This is a genomic window from Brevibacillus borstelensis (genome assembly GCF_037834415.1).
Classification (GTDB): Bacteria; Bacillota; Bacilli; order Brevibacillales; family Brevibacillaceae; genus Brevibacillus; species Brevibacillus borstelensis_A.
In genome coordinates, this window is record NZ_JAUMSJ010000024.1 from 38,293 (window position 1) to 52,745 (window position 14,453).

The 14,453-nt window shown below is 48.5% G+C and carries 23 protein-coding genes; all 23 read left to right on the plus strand.

All coding sequences use genetic code 11. From position 1 onward, the window contains the following. The first annotated feature begins 112 nt into the window (after positions 1 to 112). The 23 genes from Q3F21_RS18020 (at position 113) to Q3F21_RS18130 (ending at position 14,451) form a co-directional block, all read left to right on the plus strand. Positions 113 to 370: a hypothetical protein gene (locus Q3F21_RS18020; protein ID WP_340256061.1), complete on the plus strand. Its 258-nt coding sequence runs from the start codon at positions 113 to 115 to the stop codon at positions 368 to 370. A 52-nt stretch (positions 371 to 422) separates the two neighbouring features. Next, positions 423 to 725 (plus strand): hypothetical protein, encoded by a 303-nt coding sequence (locus tag Q3F21_RS18025; RefSeq protein ID WP_340256064.1) that lies wholly within the window; start codon positions 423 to 425, stop codon positions 723 to 725. A gap of 190 nt (positions 726 to 915) precedes the next feature. Then, on the plus strand, positions 916 to 1,248 hold the full coding sequence (locus Q3F21_RS18030; protein ID WP_340256067.1) for a hypothetical protein: 333 nt from the start codon (positions 916 to 918) through the stop codon (positions 1,246 to 1,248). Between the two features lie 40 nt (positions 1,249 to 1,288). Further along, positions 1,289 to 1,765, plus strand: coding sequence for a hypothetical protein (locus tag Q3F21_RS18035; RefSeq protein WP_340256070.1), 477 nt, complete (start codon positions 1,289 to 1,291; stop codon positions 1,763 to 1,765). A 13-nt stretch (positions 1,766 to 1,778) separates the two neighbouring features. Further along, complete coding sequence (locus tag Q3F21_RS18040) at positions 1,779 to 2,021, plus strand: hypothetical protein (RefSeq protein ID WP_340256073.1); 243 nt, start codon at positions 1,779 to 1,781, stop codon at positions 2,019 to 2,021. Then, on the plus strand, positions 2,008 to 2,433 hold the full coding sequence (locus Q3F21_RS18045) for a YopX family protein (protein ID WP_340256076.1): 426 nt from the start codon (positions 2,008 to 2,010) through the stop codon (positions 2,431 to 2,433). Before Q3F21_RS18040 ends, Q3F21_RS18045 begins: the two co-directional genes overlap by 14 nt. Beyond that, positions 2,433 to 2,768 (plus strand): hypothetical protein, encoded by a 336-nt coding sequence (locus Q3F21_RS18050; protein WP_340256079.1) that lies wholly within the window; start codon positions 2,433 to 2,435, stop codon positions 2,766 to 2,768. The genes Q3F21_RS18045 and Q3F21_RS18050 overlap by 1 nt, the downstream gene beginning before the upstream one ends. Next, positions 2,768 to 3,091, plus strand: a complete 324-nt coding sequence (locus Q3F21_RS18055) for a hypothetical protein (RefSeq protein WP_340256082.1) — start codon at positions 2,768 to 2,770, stop codon at positions 3,089 to 3,091. Before Q3F21_RS18050 ends, Q3F21_RS18055 begins: the two co-directional genes overlap by 1 nt. A gap of 30 nt (positions 3,092 to 3,121) precedes the next feature. After that, positions 3,122 to 3,331, plus strand: coding sequence for a hypothetical protein (locus Q3F21_RS18060; protein WP_340256086.1), 210 nt, complete (start codon positions 3,122 to 3,124; stop codon positions 3,329 to 3,331). Positions 3,332 to 3,346: 15 nt separating this feature from the next. Next, entirely contained in the window at positions 3,347 to 3,667 is a 321-nt protein-coding gene (locus Q3F21_RS18065; RefSeq protein ID WP_340256089.1) for a hypothetical protein, read from the plus strand. A 35-nt stretch (positions 3,668 to 3,702) separates the two neighbouring features. Then, positions 3,703 to 3,840: a hypothetical protein gene (locus Q3F21_RS18070; protein ID WP_155807936.1), complete on the plus strand. Its 138-nt coding sequence runs from the start codon at positions 3,703 to 3,705 to the stop codon at positions 3,838 to 3,840. An 87-nt stretch (positions 3,841 to 3,927) separates the two neighbouring features. Further along, a complete protein-coding gene (locus Q3F21_RS18075; protein WP_340256092.1) occupies positions 3,928 to 4,125 on the plus strand; it encodes a hypothetical protein in 198 nt (65 codons plus the stop codon). 94 nt (positions 4,126 to 4,219) lie between these two features. Then, complete coding sequence (locus tag Q3F21_RS18080) at positions 4,220 to 4,432, plus strand: hypothetical protein (protein ID WP_340256095.1); 213 nt, start codon at positions 4,220 to 4,222, stop codon at positions 4,430 to 4,432. 21 nt (positions 4,433 to 4,453) lie between these two features. Continuing rightward, complete coding sequence (locus Q3F21_RS18085; protein ID WP_340256098.1) at positions 4,454 to 5,017, plus strand: sigma factor-like helix-turn-helix DNA-binding protein; 564 nt, start codon at positions 4,454 to 4,456, stop codon at positions 5,015 to 5,017. 165 nt (positions 5,018 to 5,182) lie between these two features. Further along, positions 5,183 to 5,506: a hypothetical protein gene (locus tag Q3F21_RS18090; RefSeq protein WP_340256101.1), complete on the plus strand. Its 324-nt coding sequence runs from the start codon at positions 5,183 to 5,185 to the stop codon at positions 5,504 to 5,506. Between the two features lie 61 nt (positions 5,507 to 5,567). Further along, positions 5,568 to 6,062 (plus strand): hypothetical protein, encoded by a 495-nt coding sequence (locus Q3F21_RS18095; RefSeq protein WP_340256104.1) that lies wholly within the window; start codon positions 5,568 to 5,570, stop codon positions 6,060 to 6,062. 512 nt (positions 6,063 to 6,574) lie between these two features. Then, complete coding sequence (locus Q3F21_RS18100) at positions 6,575 to 7,714, plus strand: terminase small subunit (RefSeq protein WP_340256107.1); 1,140 nt, start codon at positions 6,575 to 6,577, stop codon at positions 7,712 to 7,714. Then, the gene (locus tag Q3F21_RS18105) at positions 7,711 to 8,967 is read left to right on the plus strand and encodes a PBSX family phage terminase large subunit (protein WP_340256110.1); all 1,257 of its coding nucleotides are present in this window, start codon (positions 7,711 to 7,713) and stop codon (positions 8,965 to 8,967) included. Before Q3F21_RS18100 ends, Q3F21_RS18105 begins: the two co-directional genes overlap by 4 nt. Before the next feature lie 181 nt (positions 8,968 to 9,148). After that, positions 9,149 to 9,682: a hypothetical protein gene (locus Q3F21_RS18110; RefSeq protein ID WP_340256113.1), complete on the plus strand. Its 534-nt coding sequence runs from the start codon at positions 9,149 to 9,151 to the stop codon at positions 9,680 to 9,682. Positions 9,683 to 9,712: 30 nt separating this feature from the next. Beyond that, a complete protein-coding gene (locus Q3F21_RS18115; RefSeq protein ID WP_340256116.1) occupies positions 9,713 to 11,983 on the plus strand; it encodes a hypothetical protein in 2,271 nt (756 codons plus the stop codon). Next, entirely contained in the window at positions 11,877 to 12,992 is a 1,116-nt protein-coding gene (locus tag Q3F21_RS18120) for a hypothetical protein (RefSeq protein WP_340256119.1), read from the plus strand. Before Q3F21_RS18115 ends, Q3F21_RS18120 begins: the two co-directional genes overlap by 107 nt. A gap of 22 nt (positions 12,993 to 13,014) precedes the next feature. Further along, complete coding sequence (locus Q3F21_RS18125) at positions 13,015 to 13,368, plus strand: hypothetical protein (protein ID WP_340256122.1); 354 nt, start codon at positions 13,015 to 13,017, stop codon at positions 13,366 to 13,368. A 27-nt stretch (positions 13,369 to 13,395) separates the two neighbouring features. Then, positions 13,396 to 14,451 (plus strand): phage major capsid protein, encoded by a 1,056-nt coding sequence (locus Q3F21_RS18130; protein WP_340256124.1) that lies wholly within the window; start codon positions 13,396 to 13,398, stop codon positions 14,449 to 14,451. Positions 14,452 to 14,453: the final 2 nt, after the last annotated feature.

Genomic DNA, 14,453 nt, shown 5'->3' on the forward strand with positions numbered 1-14,453 from the left:
GACTCATTTGATACACTCCTTTCTATATTGTATTACGATCTTGGATGTTATTGGTCACAGACTAAATTAAGAGACATAACTAATCACACGATTTGTAAAGGTGGGATTTGAAATGGAGAAGCAGGAAGCGATCGACCTAATAAATACGCTCGAAGTGTTGGACTATGAAGCCGATGGAGAAGCGTGCTATTACGTGAATGTTGAACTGAACAGCAAAACCATCAAGGTATTGAAGTCTCTCGGATATTCAGAAGATTGGATTCAAAAGCACTCTTTAGATGGTAGGGAGTTTGATCTGACCGGAGTTGCTTGGAAATACGCACAGTGGTGGGATGGAGACAAGTTTGTACTTGAAAGGCCCGATTATTAAAGGAATCGGTTTTACACAACAATCGATTTGTTAAATGAGAGGAGAATAAAAAATGTCAAAAATCAAAGTTGAACGAGTTCTTGTACAAGGCACTGTAACTTTCACTGTATCCTGCAACGACTTGCTGGGATTGGTCACGCCCGAGCAAGCAGCTGACGAGGGCTTTATGGCGGGATGGTTCGCAGATAAAGCAGCAAAGATGCTGGACTTGGCAGATGAGGACGTAGAACTCGACTATGTAGTACCTGTTCTGGTCAGTGAAGAGACCGCTCACACGTATACGGGGAAGATCATCACGTCATCCGATTGGAAGGCGATCAGAGCCGAACATAAAGCCAACGAAGGGTCTTCTTAACATTTCATTACTTGTGTGTCCAGGGGAGGGTAAATGCTATGGATTGGACAAAACTGATTTTGGCCATGGGTGCCTTCGGCTGGGTCTTGAATGGAGTTGCGTGCAAGCGTTGGTGGTCAAGATCAGTATGCGTCGTGATGGCATTAGGTTGCGTCTGGTGGTTCTTTGAATGACAAAGGAGGGGAACGGGATGGCCTATGAAAAGCTTCCAGGAATCGAAGGCGGGCGCGGCGGCTGCGTTTGCTGCGGGTGCCAACATCAACACTTGCCCATGAGTAGTTTGATTGCAGTGGGATTCGGCGTTGCACAGGTAACGAAGAACGGACAAGTAGTTTATGACGAGTTGGATTACATCGAAGACGAAGAACGCATTTGGACGGCTCAGGATGCCGAGGATATCGCCAAGAAAGATCCTGATAACGATTGGCGCATTCATTTGGAAGCACCATTGAGCGAAAGGCACTATCAGCGACAAGGTGAAGGGCTTTGGGTTTTGTACAAAAAAGGGAACGGGTTTGCTTAACAATGATCGGCACGGATCGGTGCCTATGGGAGGGAACGGGATGGCAACTTACAATCTACTGCGCGTCGAGGATAGGATATACATTCACTTGGGAGTGGACGAGCAGGACCCAGTGTACCAGCTTGCGTATGACGGTCTGCCGAATCGAATTGAGATCGGAGAGGCAGATATAGTCGGGACAGTGGAGTTGAAGCCAGAGCAATTGGGGAAAATTAGGGCCGAATACGTTAACGGCGGAGAGTGCGATTGGTGCGGGGAGATCGCCAAGAAGCTGAGAGGTCCTCATCTCTTCGACTTTGCACCTGGTAAAAAGATGTGCAAGAACTGCTGGAATCATGACAGGGACGTTTATTTGGGCAGCTACGGGGAAGACATTGGCCCATTCGACGAACACGACGACAGCAAGCGTTGCGCGGTGTGCAAAAGGTTTTTCGAGGAAAAGAAACTGCTACTACTTGAAAACGGAGAGTGGGAATGCGAAAACTGCACTCAGACAATGAACGATCTGGTGCCATAGGGAGGGGAACGGGATGCAAATTGATGGTCAAGAGATCCCCGTTTACGACGACTTGGCGGATTTGTCACTCGAACAATTGCAGGATAAACAAAAGCGACTTGGGCCGATCTATGTAAAGCGCTTCGAGTTGAATCACGATGAATACATGGCGATCAGGATTTATGTGGCCATCAGCATGATGATCGAGAACATTGAGCGCGGCGTAAATCGCTGGCATCGAATTGATAGTGGGAGGGAACGGGATGCAAGGACGTGAGGTAAAATACCGGGCGCATGTCCACCAACTGGGATGGGTTGTAGAGGTTGTCGCAATTGATTTTTCGCTCAGAGAAGTGGAACTGGACATGACTAGAACAGGCGACACCGCGTATTACAGGTTTGATGAGATAGATTTGATTAAATACACCGGCCTCCGCGACAAGAACGGCAAGGAGATTTATGAGGGGGATATCCTTAGGTGGACTAAACGCCAGTACACGAGCTGCAGCCGTGAAGAAATCGAGAGCGAGGAGATACAGGAGGTTATCGTGTATTGGAATGAAACTATGTGGGCGCTTGCTGGAGACGACCGGGGATACTTGCTGATGCCGTATTTAGTGGAACCAGATGCATTTGAAGTCATCGGCAACATCTACGAAAACCCTGAGCTGCTGGAGGTGGGGGACTGATGCGTGATGCTGAAAAGGATTTGGCAATGTGCGAGGCAGCTACGCCGGGGCCGTGGGTAGTTGATGATGTGAATGGAGTGATTTGGAACTTAGAAGGCAAAAGAGTGTTTGAATTGGGTGGTTACGAAGAGCCCGACGACCATTTGTTTATCGCGGAGTCCCGCGAAGCGCTGCCGTACTGGATACAAAGGGCACAGGCTGCGGAGGCGGCATTGCGTTGGTATGCGGATCAGAACAATTACAGCATACCCCATCTAGGTTGCTCACCTAAAGTCATGGCTGATCGGGGAAAACGAGCTCACAACACACTGAACGAGATTGAGGTGGTCAAATGATGAAGCCAGGGCGTGAACTGGATGTAAAGGTTGCTGAGGCGTTGGGGTGGGGCGTTGAAGAGATGGAAAGCAACGGCCATCCAGTCCCTTCATTCTCCACCACCTGGGAAGGCATGGGCGAGCTGGTGGAAGAAGCGGCAGAAGAAGGAATATTTCTGAGCTATGAACATGTTTGCGGCGGATACCTGGGGCTTGCATACGACATGCGAGAAACGACCGGACCAGTAAGTCCAATTTATTCCGACGATGACCACCGAGGTATTAAGTCAGCTCCGCATGCTTTGTCACTCGTTTACCTAAAGGTCAAGGACGTCGCCATTTAACAAAAGAGAAATTTTGAGAAGGAGGTTCATATGAGCAGTAACGACCTTCAAAAAGACGTTGTTTATACAGACAAACATGGACGGTTTCGCAAAATCATTGGCTTTTTCAATGGACTAGGTGGGGATCGCCGCGTTCGTTATGAAAAGGGTTATGTTCAGAACGACGGGAAATGGCGTTTCTTCGATTCAGGTAGCTGCTCCAGGAAATCCTTTGCAAGATGGGCCAAAGAGAAATTGTGATGAGGAGGGTATGAAATGAGCATTTCTAATTTCCGTGTTCTAGGTGGAGAGAAGAACTACAGTGGCATGACAAGCGATCTAGCGAAGGATGAAGCAGCATATGCAGCAGTAAAAGCCTACGCTTGGTTTGACATGCTGAAAGGAAAAACGAAGCCTATAAGATGGTACAAGCCTACCAAGAAAGGCACCAGGGTGAAATTCGAAGTGATTGCAACTCAGGAAGCGTATGACACGAGCTATGGTGAGTTTGAAGGGTATCTTCGGCACATCAATGAGAAGTATAACCTCGGGCTGGAAGTAACCGCTGATCCAGAGAATGAGGAACAGGCAGGATGAGCGTGATTTAACATAATATTTCAGGAGTGAACGAAATGGACGTGGCAATGATCCAAAGCGTCGGGGGAATTGTAAAAACAGAGGAGCAATTTGTAGTTGTCATTGGAGAAAAAATCTATGGTCCATTCCCAAACGCCAGGATCGATGAAGTTATTAGCCTTTTCGAAGAATAAAAAATAGCCCCCTGCCGGGAGCAAATGAAGCAAATGTGTGTTCGTTAATCACATTATATCACGGCTATAGACAAAGGGGAACGGAAGATGAGCGCTATTGAAAAAGCAGAAACTGTGGTAAAATATCCCTTAGAAAAAGGTGTCAGAGTCGTCATCATCGAGGATGGTAACGTCGTGGAGAGTTGCAAACTGGAAGCACATCATAGGTTCACGATTATAACCCAAGATGACAAGCTGCTCGATACCGAAGAGACCAAACGAAAGCGGTACAGAAAAGCAAAATAAATGGCCTGACCGAAAAGCGGAGGGCGTCAGAATCTTCACCCAATATGGGTGTGTTCTGGCGCTCTTTTTATTTTGCCGAAAGGAGGAGCGTGCCATGGTAAAGGTGCGGGACATCATGGAGTTTAAGCGACAAAAAGACAAAGAGCCAGTCAGCTTCCAGGAGCACTTGGAACGTGCGAAGGATCGATATAGGAAGCCACCGCCAGCGAAGCCTGCCGAAGTGTTGACGATTAGGGAGTTGCGTCGGTTGATGGGCGATGTTGGTCCAAGGCGGTTCTTAAAAGACAAGAGCAAAACACGCAAATAAACGCAATGAGGAGGGGTTCTCATGCAAGATTTGATCAACGGGTATAAAGAGACAAGGAAGGCGTTAAAACGTATACAGCGTAGCCTGAAGGAGTCTGACGATTCGATTAGAGTAGTGCGTCTGGAAGAGGTGAAGAGGAAGACAGGCAGGGCCAAGACCACCTCAAACGGTGACGAACACAAGAGTGAGCGCCAGATTATTGGCGAGATGATCGGTGATACGGAATTCGTGATTGAATGGCTCGAGACTGGTAGACGTCCAGGGAACAAACGGGGGATCGAGCGGCGAGCGGCATATGAACGGGAGAAGCTAATGGACCCGGTACGTATGCAAGCATTCGTCTCCCGAGGCACCGCTGGTAGTCCATGCAATCTTACTGAGTGGCAGAGGTTTCAGTTGGAAGACGCCTTGTCCAGCCTCACAGAGCGCGAGCGTGAGTGTTACATCATGACACATGGAGAAGGGTTCTCTTTCGAAGACACAGCTCGTCTGCTGAAGATTACCAAGAGCAGCGTGCAGACGTTTGTCACCCGTGCGCAAGTAAAAATTTCAGAGCGTGTAGCATCCAGCCTCTTCCTTGCATGAAGAGGTCATTTTTTTGTCATACGAAAGCCCGCTATATGTGAAAGGAGTTTTTCTTTCGCGAACCCCTCCTACCGCCTGGGAAACTGGGCGGGCTTCTTAGTAAAAAAGTAGCAGAGAATAATTCCCTGTTGACGAATGTTTTGTAGAAGGGAAGGAGGTGTTGTTATGTCGATTGAACTTGATGAATTACAAAGATGGAAAAATCAATTGGAAGCAGAAAAAGAGGAATTAGAGAATATAGCGAAAATGAGCAAGGAAGAAATTGAACGATTAAAAATCCGGTGCGATACCTTAGAAGGTGCAGTCTGGTCTTGGAGGATCAAGGACGAAAAAGCTGCCGAATCATTTAGCAATCAAGCGAATGAATTAAGAGGGGCTATTGAGCAAAAAGAGACAGCATTCAAAACTCAATTCAGAGAAATTCGGTCAAGAGTAAATGAAATTGATCGTTTGTTAACCACAATAGAGGCTAGAATTGCGCAAATCTAGGCACCCCATGCGGTGCTTTTTCTTTTGCAAAACAAACTCAATTGGTGGTGGTGATGATGTAATGCGGCAATACATTGACCCGGACACGGGTGAAATTTTTTATGAGGAGCAGCTCCTTCGACGGCCAGATGAGATCGTAAAGATTTTCAGGCCCGCGGGCCGCAGCTCAAAATTCGTGAAGATCAAAGCAAGCCAGAAGGCGAAACGACGGCTCAGGAAGCTGTCACTCGCTGAGGCTGGTTTTTTGTTGAAGATCGCACCGTATGCTAGTGAGGGGACTAATCTTCTTGAGGGGGACAACGAGCGCGGCCGGAAAGGCGTACCGCTTACGATGAAGGACCTAGCCCGGATAGCCGATTGCTCTTATTCGCAGGCCAGGCGGATCGTCAAGGTGTTCATCGAGCAGCGGATCCTTCGGCGAGTAGAAGCTTATGGCAGGACCGCGTTTGCGATCAATCCACTGTATTCGCTAAATGGAAAGGCAGCGGAAACATCTCTCCTGCAGCTATTCAGACAGGAGATCACGGAGGCCGGGGAGGACCCGAATTCCGAATAAGGGGTCGCCAGAAGCCGATAGGGCTTGAATGCTTGTCACTCTAAGGACGACCGTTGTTTTTTGCGGTGATACAAAACGTATACTTTTCCGCCGGAATAGTAGTCTTTTCGTAGCGCTCAAAAAAGTGCCTCCAGCCCACTTGTACCAAGGCATACAGCGATTTTTGGGCTGGCAATATTCTTTATTCTTATATCTATTGCCGGGGTTGTAGACAGGGCAGGGAAAATCCCCCATGATAGTATCGGGGGGTGACATGACTTGGCACTAGACCTTAGCGTGGATACAGGGCCGCTCGCTAGTATGTTGTGGACAATGGTTCTTTGCATGGTTCTTGCTGGTACAGTAGGTTTCTTCTTATTCAAAAGGCTCCCATATCCGCTCAATAGGATTTTGATTATGGCATCCATTTTTGGCGGAGCGTATGCATTCTTTAAATACTTAATTTAAGAAAGAGGGCCAAATTAGGCTCTTTTTTGTTACCCAGAAACTTGGAGGTGGGGTGACATGAGGTAATGGCGCGAGCAAGAGATCCGAACCGAGAAAAGGCATTCGAGATATGGAAGCAGGCTAACGGTGATATCAAACTGAAGGACATCGCTGACCAGTTGGGGATCGCTGAGGGTACTGTCCGGGGTTGGAAGAACAAAGACCAATGGGAATTACCAAATAGTATTCTCTCGGAGCTCTCAGTTGCGGAAACGATGGTTGAAGACGACGAACTATATAATCAGGCTGTTTACATCGTTGTAGAAGCACAAGCAGCATCTGCTAGCCTCCTGCAGCGTCGCTTACGAATAGGGTACACACGAGCAGCAAGGCTCATTGAGCAGATGGAGCGTAATGGTATCGTCGGCCCATACGAAGACAGCGTGCCACGGCAGGTGTTCTTAAAAGAATGTCCCGTACCGGCACCCATGAAACCAAATGCTGTTCTAAAAGAAACGGAACGCTCCAATCAATTGGAACGGAACGCTCCTAAAGAAACGGAACGTTCCAAACAAGTAGAGGAACGCAGCGAACATCCTCTTGAATTTGAAAATGAAGAGGGGTCTCTGACTGAAAAGCAGAGGCTTTTTGTTTTGGAGTACCTCCGAGATTTCAATGCCACCCGCGCTGCAATGGCAGTCGGCTACAGCAAGAAAACAGCCTATGCTATTGGCTGGGAGAACTTGAGAAAACCTCAGATTCAAGCCGAGATCAAGCGACAGAAGGAAGCGATGGCGGACGACCTTGGAGTGAGTGTACAGCGTATCATCGCGGAATACATGAAGATCGCCTTTGCAGACATTTCTGAGTATGTGGAGTTCGGTCAGCAGGACGTCCCCATGTTCACAGAAGAAGGGGCCCCGATACTTGATCCGAAGACGGGCGAGCATATGACGTACAAACGAAACTTTGTCGCTTTCCGAAGCAGCGAAGAGGTAGACGGCACACTAATAAGTGAAGTCAAACAAGGCAAGGATGGCGTTAGTGTTAAGCTCCATGACAAGATTAAAGCATTGGCCGCGCTGGAAAAGTACCTCGGGTTTATGACGGAAGAGGACCGCTTGAGGGTTGAGAAGCTGAAGCTGGAGGTTGGCAAGTTACAGGGGCCAAATACTGATGATAAGGGGATTGTTATCCAGATCAACTATGGGGATGATCAGTCATGACAGCGGTAACGGTTGAATTCAATGCTCATTTCCGCCCGGCCAACCAAACCCGTAAACGATACCGGGCGTTAAAAGGGAGTGCAGGGTCCGGCAAGTCAGTAAACATCGCTCAGGATTATATTGTCAAACTTTCCGATCCCATGTATAAGGGCGCTAATCTGCTTTGTGTTCGGAAGGTCAACGAGACGAACCGAAACAGTACCTTTGCTGAGCTGGTCGGCGCGATTAACCGTATTTTTGGCAGCCGGGCCGAGGAATTTTGGGAGATCCGACAATCCCCCCTGTCTCTGCAATCAAAGATAACGGGCAATAGCATCATTTTCCGTGGGGTAAATGATGCCAGAGACCGTGAAAAGTTGAAGTCGATCAACTTCCCACACGGCAAGCTGACATGGATTTGGGTGGAAGAGGCAACCGAACTGCAGGAGTCGGATGTCGATATCCTGGACGACCGTCTGCGCGGGCTGTTACCGAATCCGGATCTGTATTATCAGATCACCTTTACTTTTAACCCTGTGTCGGCCAGCCACTGGATCAAGCGCAAATACTTTGATATCGAGCATCCAGACATCTTTACACATCACTCTACGTACTTGCATAACCGATTTATTGATGAGGCTTACCATCGTCGCATGATGCTGAGGAAAGAGCAGGACCCTGACGGCTATCGGGTGTACGGCCTCGGCGAGTGGGGCGAGCTGGGCGGCTTGATCCTGCACAACTACCAGGTGCATGAGTTTGACACCGCATTCGAACGCTTCGACAGCATGAATTTTGGCCAAGACTTCGGTTTTAATCACGCAAATGCGATATTGTTGCTAGGGTGGAAAGATGGAGAATTGTATGTCTGCGATGAAGTTTATGTTCATGAAAAGGATACTGACGAGATCATTGCAATAACTGAAAGCAAAGGATTCGACAAGAGCTTGACCATGTGGTGTGACTCTGCCGAACCTGACCGCATCAAAACGTGGAGAAAACGAGGATTTGCAGCCAGAGCAGTCAAAAAAGAACCTGGAAGCGTGAAGGCTCAAATCGATTTCTTGAAGCGATTGAAAATCCATATTCATCCGAATTGTTCTAACACAATTAAAGAAATTCAACAATGGAAGTGGAAGAAAGATAAGAAAAGTGGCTTCTATCTTGATGAGCCTGTTGAATTTATGGACGATGCGATGGCTGCGCTACGGTATGGAATCGAGGACAAACGAGCTGACAAACCACTCTTATTTACTGGTACAGCCACGCGATGATAGCTATTATGGAAATCCTCAAATTCGGCCAAAATCAGCAGTTTTCGGGGGTTTTTCCATTTTGAAAGGGTATTGAATGTCCTTGGGGCCTGGGCAAATCAGCATTACACGCTGAAAAGAACGATCTTCCCATTACTCCGATTTTCTTCGTTTTTCATAATCATTGTAGGAGTTGAGAAAGATGACCTGTATTGTTGGTTTGGTACATAACGGCAAGGTGTACATGGGCGGGGATAGTGCTGGAGTATCTGGATACAATCTGACCGTCCGAGCCGACGAAAAAGTATTCATCAACGGTGAATTCCTAATGGGGTTTACCTCTTCATTCCGGATGGGGCAACTGCTTCGCTGCCGGTTTAAGCCACCATATCATCGTCCAGAGGTATCGGACTACGAGTACCTAGTGACAGACTTCATCGATGAGGTGCGGAATTGCTTGAAACAGGGCGGATATGCCCGCAATGACAATGGAGAAGAAAGGGCTGGCACATTTCTGATAGGGTACAGGGGCAAATTGTACACGGTTGAATGCGACTATCAGGTTGGCATTCCTGACGATAATTTCGCAGCTGTGGGTTGTGGCGACCTAATTGCCTTAGGCGCTCTGTACGCATCAGAAGGAGTTGGACCGATGAAAAGGGTTAATCAAGCATTGGAAGCAGCAGAGCGATTCAGTGCCGGTGTTCGAGGCCCATTTGTCATTAAAAGCCTGTAATCATTCGTTTGGCAGAGAGGAGGTGAAGGTGTGGGATTATTTGACTGGCTTCCATGGCGTCGGAAAAGTAATAGAGGGCAGGGGCAGAATCACTCCAGTGTTCAAACGCGAAGCGGTGGAGCTCACCCGTTTGATGCGCTGCGGTCATACGTACCGAATCAAGTAGAGGTGAAGCTTTACCGGCAAATGCGGGATGGCATCCCCATTATCGGTGTAGGAATTCAAAACCTGCGCCGGTTGATCGGTAGCCCAAAAATAAAATTTGGGGCACCAAACTCCCGAAGGCAGAAGGAATGGGATAACTGGGCCAAAGGCGTGAAGGTAGGCAAGGTCGGCAAAGGATTTAACGTTTTCGTCTCTTCCTTTGTGGATTCTCTGCTTCAAAACGGGTTTAGTGCTGCCGAGATCGTGCCCTACAGATCGAGGTCAGATATCTATTCGTTGCTGCCAATCAGCGGGGAAATCGTGGTGGTAAAAAACACTGAAGACCCTACGGAGTTTATTTTGGCTGAGCATCAGCAAATGGAACCTGAACCCGTACCGTACCCCATTCAGGACTGGATCGTCTACTCCGCATATGAGGCGGAGCCCGAGAATCCATACGGCAAGGGACTGCTGACAGGGTTGCCGTTTCTTGCAGATATTCTGCTGACCGTCTTTTATGCAACAGGCCGGAACTGGGAACGCTTCGGGGACTTAAAATACAGCCTTGAATTTAATTTCCCTGACGGAGTGGCCCCGAAAGATGCACAAGAATTTATCGATAAGACAAAGAAGTCATGGACAGAGGCTATGTCCAAAACGAGAGCAGGCAAGGTACAAGATTTCTTTGGAACGTATGTGAAGGTTTCGGTTGTCGGGGCCGATGCGAAACAGTTGGATATGGAGATCCCGGTAAGGAACATCTTGGAACAAATCGTTGCCAAAACAGGACTGCCGCCGTTCGTGTTCGGCTTTTCCTGGTCTTCCCGGGAATCAATGTCCAAGACCCAAGCGGATATTCTGACCTCGCTAATTGATGACTGGAGAGAAATGGTTACCCCGGCAATTACACATGTCATTGACTGGTGGTGCCGATTCCGTGGGTATCCCCTTGATTATGAAATTGTTTGGGATGAAGTTTCTCTGGCGGATATCGAAGGCATAGCGAATGCAGAGCTGACGAATGCTCGTGCTGAGGGACAGCGCCTGCAAAACATCATGATCGCACGAGATCTTGAGGAGCAGGGGTACATTGAACCAGAGGTCGTTCAAAGCATGATCGAAGCTCGGAAAAAGAAGCGAGGGGGGAAGGCTTTCAAGCGGGCAACAAAGGATTCTGACGGCGATATTGACCCTGAGAGGCTCCCCCAAAAAGAACGGGATACGAAGAAAATAGATCGTATTGCAAAGTCGTTTGAAACCGTGGCTATCCGTAAGCTGAGGTCTATCAGAGAACGTCTTTTTTCGTTTATGGAGGAAAGGCTTGTTCCCAGCAAAGCATCTAAGTCTATTGACTTGACCGAGCTGCGATCTGTTGTTGAAGAGGAGATAAATGAATTCTTGGCAGAAATGATTGCTGGTAACGGCGGTCAACTTTCTATCTATGACGCTCTTCTCCAGCAGGCAGCTATTGCAGGTTTTGAGTCGGCGATTGAGGACATCCGAAGGGAAATTAACCCCGACGCCTCTGTCATTAGCAGGTATGACCCTGGGGCAACGTATGCACGGACTTTACGGTCAGAGGGTATGGCCCGTGTAGTCACGCAAGCCGGGGAAATCAGAGACGCCTGCATAGACATTATGGAGCGGCACGCGGCTGTGGGGGATAATCCTGAGCAGTGGGCAACGTCACTGCAACGGGAGCTTGGCGAGCAGCTAGATGCTCCGCGATGGTACTGGCGAAGACTCGGGCGGTCGGAAGCGGCCATGATGTTTGACCGGGCTTCCGAAGAAGAGTATGCAGCTCAGGAAATCGAGTATGTGAAGTGGATTGTTTCCCCGGATGCTTGCGATAAATGTCGCGCATACGCCAACAGCGTTTTTCCGTTGCGTAATTCGCCGCGTACTGTAGCTGATACACACCCGCACTGTCGTTGTCGGAAGATGGCCGTTACCATTTCGACTGCTGAGGAAGCGCGAGATGCAGGAAAACTGGACTACTTTGACCGGGCGGCGGCAGACCAAAAGGGAAAGGGAAGGGAGGTGAACAGGGGTGAATCAAAATCATTTGAGAAAGAGCATTGCTGCACGTCTTGCAGTGGAGACAAAAAGCGTATCCACAGGGGACTTAGCTATTATCAACAGCATGACACGGCGTGAGTTTACCACGGAAGAATTGTATGTTTTCCCGGTTCTTTGCTGCCATACGCGTATGGACCGAGAAGGGGATCGCTTCACCAGAGAGTCGCTTAATGACATGGTGGCCTTGGCGAAGGGAGTTACCTTTATCTTCGACCATCGCTGGAGTGCCTACGGTCAGACGGCTCGTGTATACAAGGCGGAGGTTCGGCAAGCCCAAGATGGTGAATATGAGTTGGTTGGATGGGCTTATATGCCTAAGAATGAAAACACACAACCAATCATCGATGCCATTGACGCTGGCATCTTGAAAGAGGTAAGCGTGGGGTTTGGATACAAGGAACTGCAGTGCTCCGTTTGCAAGCAAAACTACTTCGGCGGCAACTGTCCTCACCTGAGAGGACGCGAGTATGATGGGGAAATCTGCTTTACGTGGATCAATGGCGTGTCTGATTGGTACGAAATCAGTTTTGTTGCGGTACCTGCTCAACAGGGAGCTGGCATCGAGAAATCCCTACGTGAAAAAATGGATGATGAAAAGGAAGCGCGATTAAAAGGAGGCGAATCAGACATGAATCTGATTGAATTTCTGAAATCACTGGGCGTGGAAGTCAAAGACGACGACCACGCTCTTTCTATTGTCAAAGGGTGGAAGGAGCAGTCGGAAAAAGTTAAAGGCCTGGAAGATGATCTGCAATCAGAGAAGGAGCTGCACGCAACAACCAAAGCGAAATTAGAGGCTGCTCAAAAGGAAAAGCCGGATGCGACGCTGGTTTCCGCTGGTCAAAAGTTCTTCGAAGAGAGCCGAAATGAAATTATCAAAATGGCCGGCATGCTGGACGAGAACACCAAGACGCTGGAAGTCATTCTCCGGAATGTCACCGACATTGATGGGTTGCTTGAGATCAAGCAATCCTATCAGGAGAAAGTAGACAAGAGGTTTCCGCCTGATCCGCAGTCCAAGGGGGCCTTGGGAGATAACCCATCATCTGAAGAGTCGGAAATCGATATGAAGAATTTTACCGTGTAACGGTAGGAGGAGGGAAAGATTCATGTTTGGAGCTGTAGGAAACCAGGATGTTTTTGACCGTTCGCGTACGTTCAAAACCACGCTGACGAGAGCTGACGTAGGCAAGGCTGTCACCATGATCGGAAATAATGAAGTGGGGCTTGGCAGTGACGGAAATGTATTTGTGGGACGACTGGGCCGTGTTGAGAAGGATGGAACATGCCGCGTTGAATGCTTTGGTAACGTAGAGGTTCCATCCTCTGGAGCCATTACTGTCGGACAACAAGTAGTGGTGGATGGAAAAGGCAAGGTGAAGGCTGCCGGAGCGGAAGGTAATGGACGTGGATTCGTTTCAGTCGTAGACGCGGCATCAGGCAAGGTGCAGGTAGAACTTTAATCACACCCGTCAGGAAGGGGAATGAAGATGAAAACAAAAGCGAAAATCAAAAAAGTAAATTTGGAAAAAGGGATCTTCCAAGAAGCTGCAGCGAAGAGTATTCACGTATGTGACGTATTGGAGGACCTAGACCCCAGCGCGGAGTACAAAGGCAGCGATCTCGAAAATACGACCGCTCTGCAGCGACAATTAGCCGTTCGCGGGATTAAGACGTTTGGTCATTTCTCTGATCCGGTCAGCAAGTTTTTTGAAACCACAGAGCATTCCATTCTCTTCCCTGCCTTCATTGAAACAGCCATCCGGAAGGGAATTGAAGAAAACAGCATCATAAACAAACTTGTCGCTACCACTACGAATATCGCGGGGTCGGATACCTATAAAACAGCAGTATGGGAGCATGATCCCGAAGGAGCACGTCTTCAACGTGTTGCGGAAGGTGCCCCTATGCCGCGTACAAGAATTCGCCTTGGGGATAAAGAGGTAACGGTTTTCCGATACGGTCGAGTTCTTGACGCGACTTACCAGGCGATTCGGAATCAAAAGCTCAATGTCTACTCCCTACAACTGCAGCAGTTTGGAGCTCAGTTGGCCCTGGATGAGGTGTTGGCTGCCATTGAAGTGTTGATTAATGGGGATGGTGGAGTATCCGGAGCCGAAACATTTAAGCTTGGTGCTGACCTTGGTGGCACGCCTGACCAAATTGCCTATAAACCCTTCGTCCGATTCAAAAACAAATTCAAGCAGGCTTACAAGCCAAATATCTTCCTGGCGAAAGACGACCTGTATACTGACATCATTACACTGCCTGAGTTCAGTAATCCTCTGGCTGGGTTCCTGTATGCGAAGACCGGACAAGTTGAGCAAACGATTGGCGGAATGCCTGAACGTTGTGATGATGTACCGGACAAGCTGTTGATTGGGTTGGATACCAGATATGCTCTGAATCGGATCGTTGCTGCTCCACTGACGATGGAACATGACAAGCTGATTGATACTCAGATCATGCTGTCTGCCATCTCCTATGAAGGCGGATTTGAAATCTTGAACAAAGAAGCACGTAAAGTGCTGAATACTGGCGCGTAACC

What these genes read in the sequence shown, in the direction of transcription:
- Q3F21_RS18080 (WP_340256095.1), top strand. Translation starts at nt 4,220, where the DNA reads ATGGTAAAGGTGCGGGACATCATGGAGTTTAAGCGACAAAAAGACAAA.
- Q3F21_RS18035 (WP_340256070.1), top strand. Translation starts at nt 1,289, where the DNA reads ATGGCAACTTACAATCTACTGCGCGTCGAGGATAGGATATACATTCAC.
- Q3F21_RS18045 (WP_340256076.1), top strand. Translation starts at nt 2,008, where the DNA reads ATGCAAGGACGTGAGGTAAAATACCGGGCGCATGTCCACCAACTGGGA.
- Q3F21_RS18065 (WP_340256089.1), top strand. Translation starts at nt 3,347, where the DNA reads ATGAGCATTTCTAATTTCCGTGTTCTAGGTGGAGAGAAGAACTACAGT.
- Q3F21_RS18075 (WP_340256092.1), top strand. Translation starts at nt 3,928, where the DNA reads ATGAGCGCTATTGAAAAAGCAGAAACTGTGGTAAAATATCCCTTAGAA.
- Q3F21_RS18125 (WP_340256122.1), top strand. Translation starts at nt 13,015, where the DNA reads ATGTTTGGAGCTGTAGGAAACCAGGATGTTTTTGACCGTTCGCGTACG.
- Q3F21_RS18100 (WP_340256107.1), top strand. Translation starts at nt 6,575, where the DNA reads ATGGCGCGAGCAAGAGATCCGAACCGAGAAAAGGCATTCGAGATATGG.
- Q3F21_RS18090 (WP_340256101.1), top strand. Translation starts at nt 5,183, where the DNA reads ATGTCGATTGAACTTGATGAATTACAAAGATGGAAAAATCAATTGGAA.
- Q3F21_RS18060 (WP_340256086.1), top strand. Translation starts at nt 3,122, where the DNA reads ATGAGCAGTAACGACCTTCAAAAAGACGTTGTTTATACAGACAAACAT.
- Q3F21_RS18130 (WP_340256124.1), top strand. Translation starts at nt 13,396, where the DNA reads ATGAAAACAAAAGCGAAAATCAAAAAAGTAAATTTGGAAAAAGGGATC.
- Q3F21_RS18070 (WP_155807936.1), top strand. Translation starts at nt 3,703, where the DNA reads ATGGACGTGGCAATGATCCAAAGCGTCGGGGGAATTGTAAAAACAGAG.
- Q3F21_RS18030 (WP_340256067.1), top strand. Translation starts at nt 916, where the DNA reads ATGGCCTATGAAAAGCTTCCAGGAATCGAAGGCGGGCGCGGCGGCTGC.
- Q3F21_RS18025 (WP_340256064.1), top strand. Translation starts at nt 423, where the DNA reads ATGTCAAAAATCAAAGTTGAACGAGTTCTTGTACAAGGCACTGTAACT.
- Q3F21_RS18055 (WP_340256082.1), top strand. Translation starts at nt 2,768, where the DNA reads ATGAAGCCAGGGCGTGAACTGGATGTAAAGGTTGCTGAGGCGTTGGGG.
- Q3F21_RS18095 (WP_340256104.1), top strand. Translation starts at nt 5,568, where the DNA reads ATGCGGCAATACATTGACCCGGACACGGGTGAAATTTTTTATGAGGAG.
- Q3F21_RS18085 (WP_340256098.1), top strand. Translation starts at nt 4,454, where the DNA reads ATGCAAGATTTGATCAACGGGTATAAAGAGACAAGGAAGGCGTTAAAA.
- Q3F21_RS18050 (WP_340256079.1), top strand. Translation starts at nt 2,433, where the DNA reads ATGCGTGATGCTGAAAAGGATTTGGCAATGTGCGAGGCAGCTACGCCG.
- Q3F21_RS18110 (WP_340256113.1), top strand. Translation starts at nt 9,149, where the DNA reads ATGACCTGTATTGTTGGTTTGGTACATAACGGCAAGGTGTACATGGGC.
- Q3F21_RS18040 (WP_340256073.1), top strand. Translation starts at nt 1,779, where the DNA reads ATGCAAATTGATGGTCAAGAGATCCCCGTTTACGACGACTTGGCGGAT.
- Q3F21_RS18020 (WP_340256061.1), top strand. Translation starts at nt 113, where the DNA reads ATGGAGAAGCAGGAAGCGATCGACCTAATAAATACGCTCGAAGTGTTG.
- Q3F21_RS18105 (WP_340256110.1), top strand. Translation starts at nt 7,711, where the DNA reads ATGACAGCGGTAACGGTTGAATTCAATGCTCATTTCCGCCCGGCCAAC.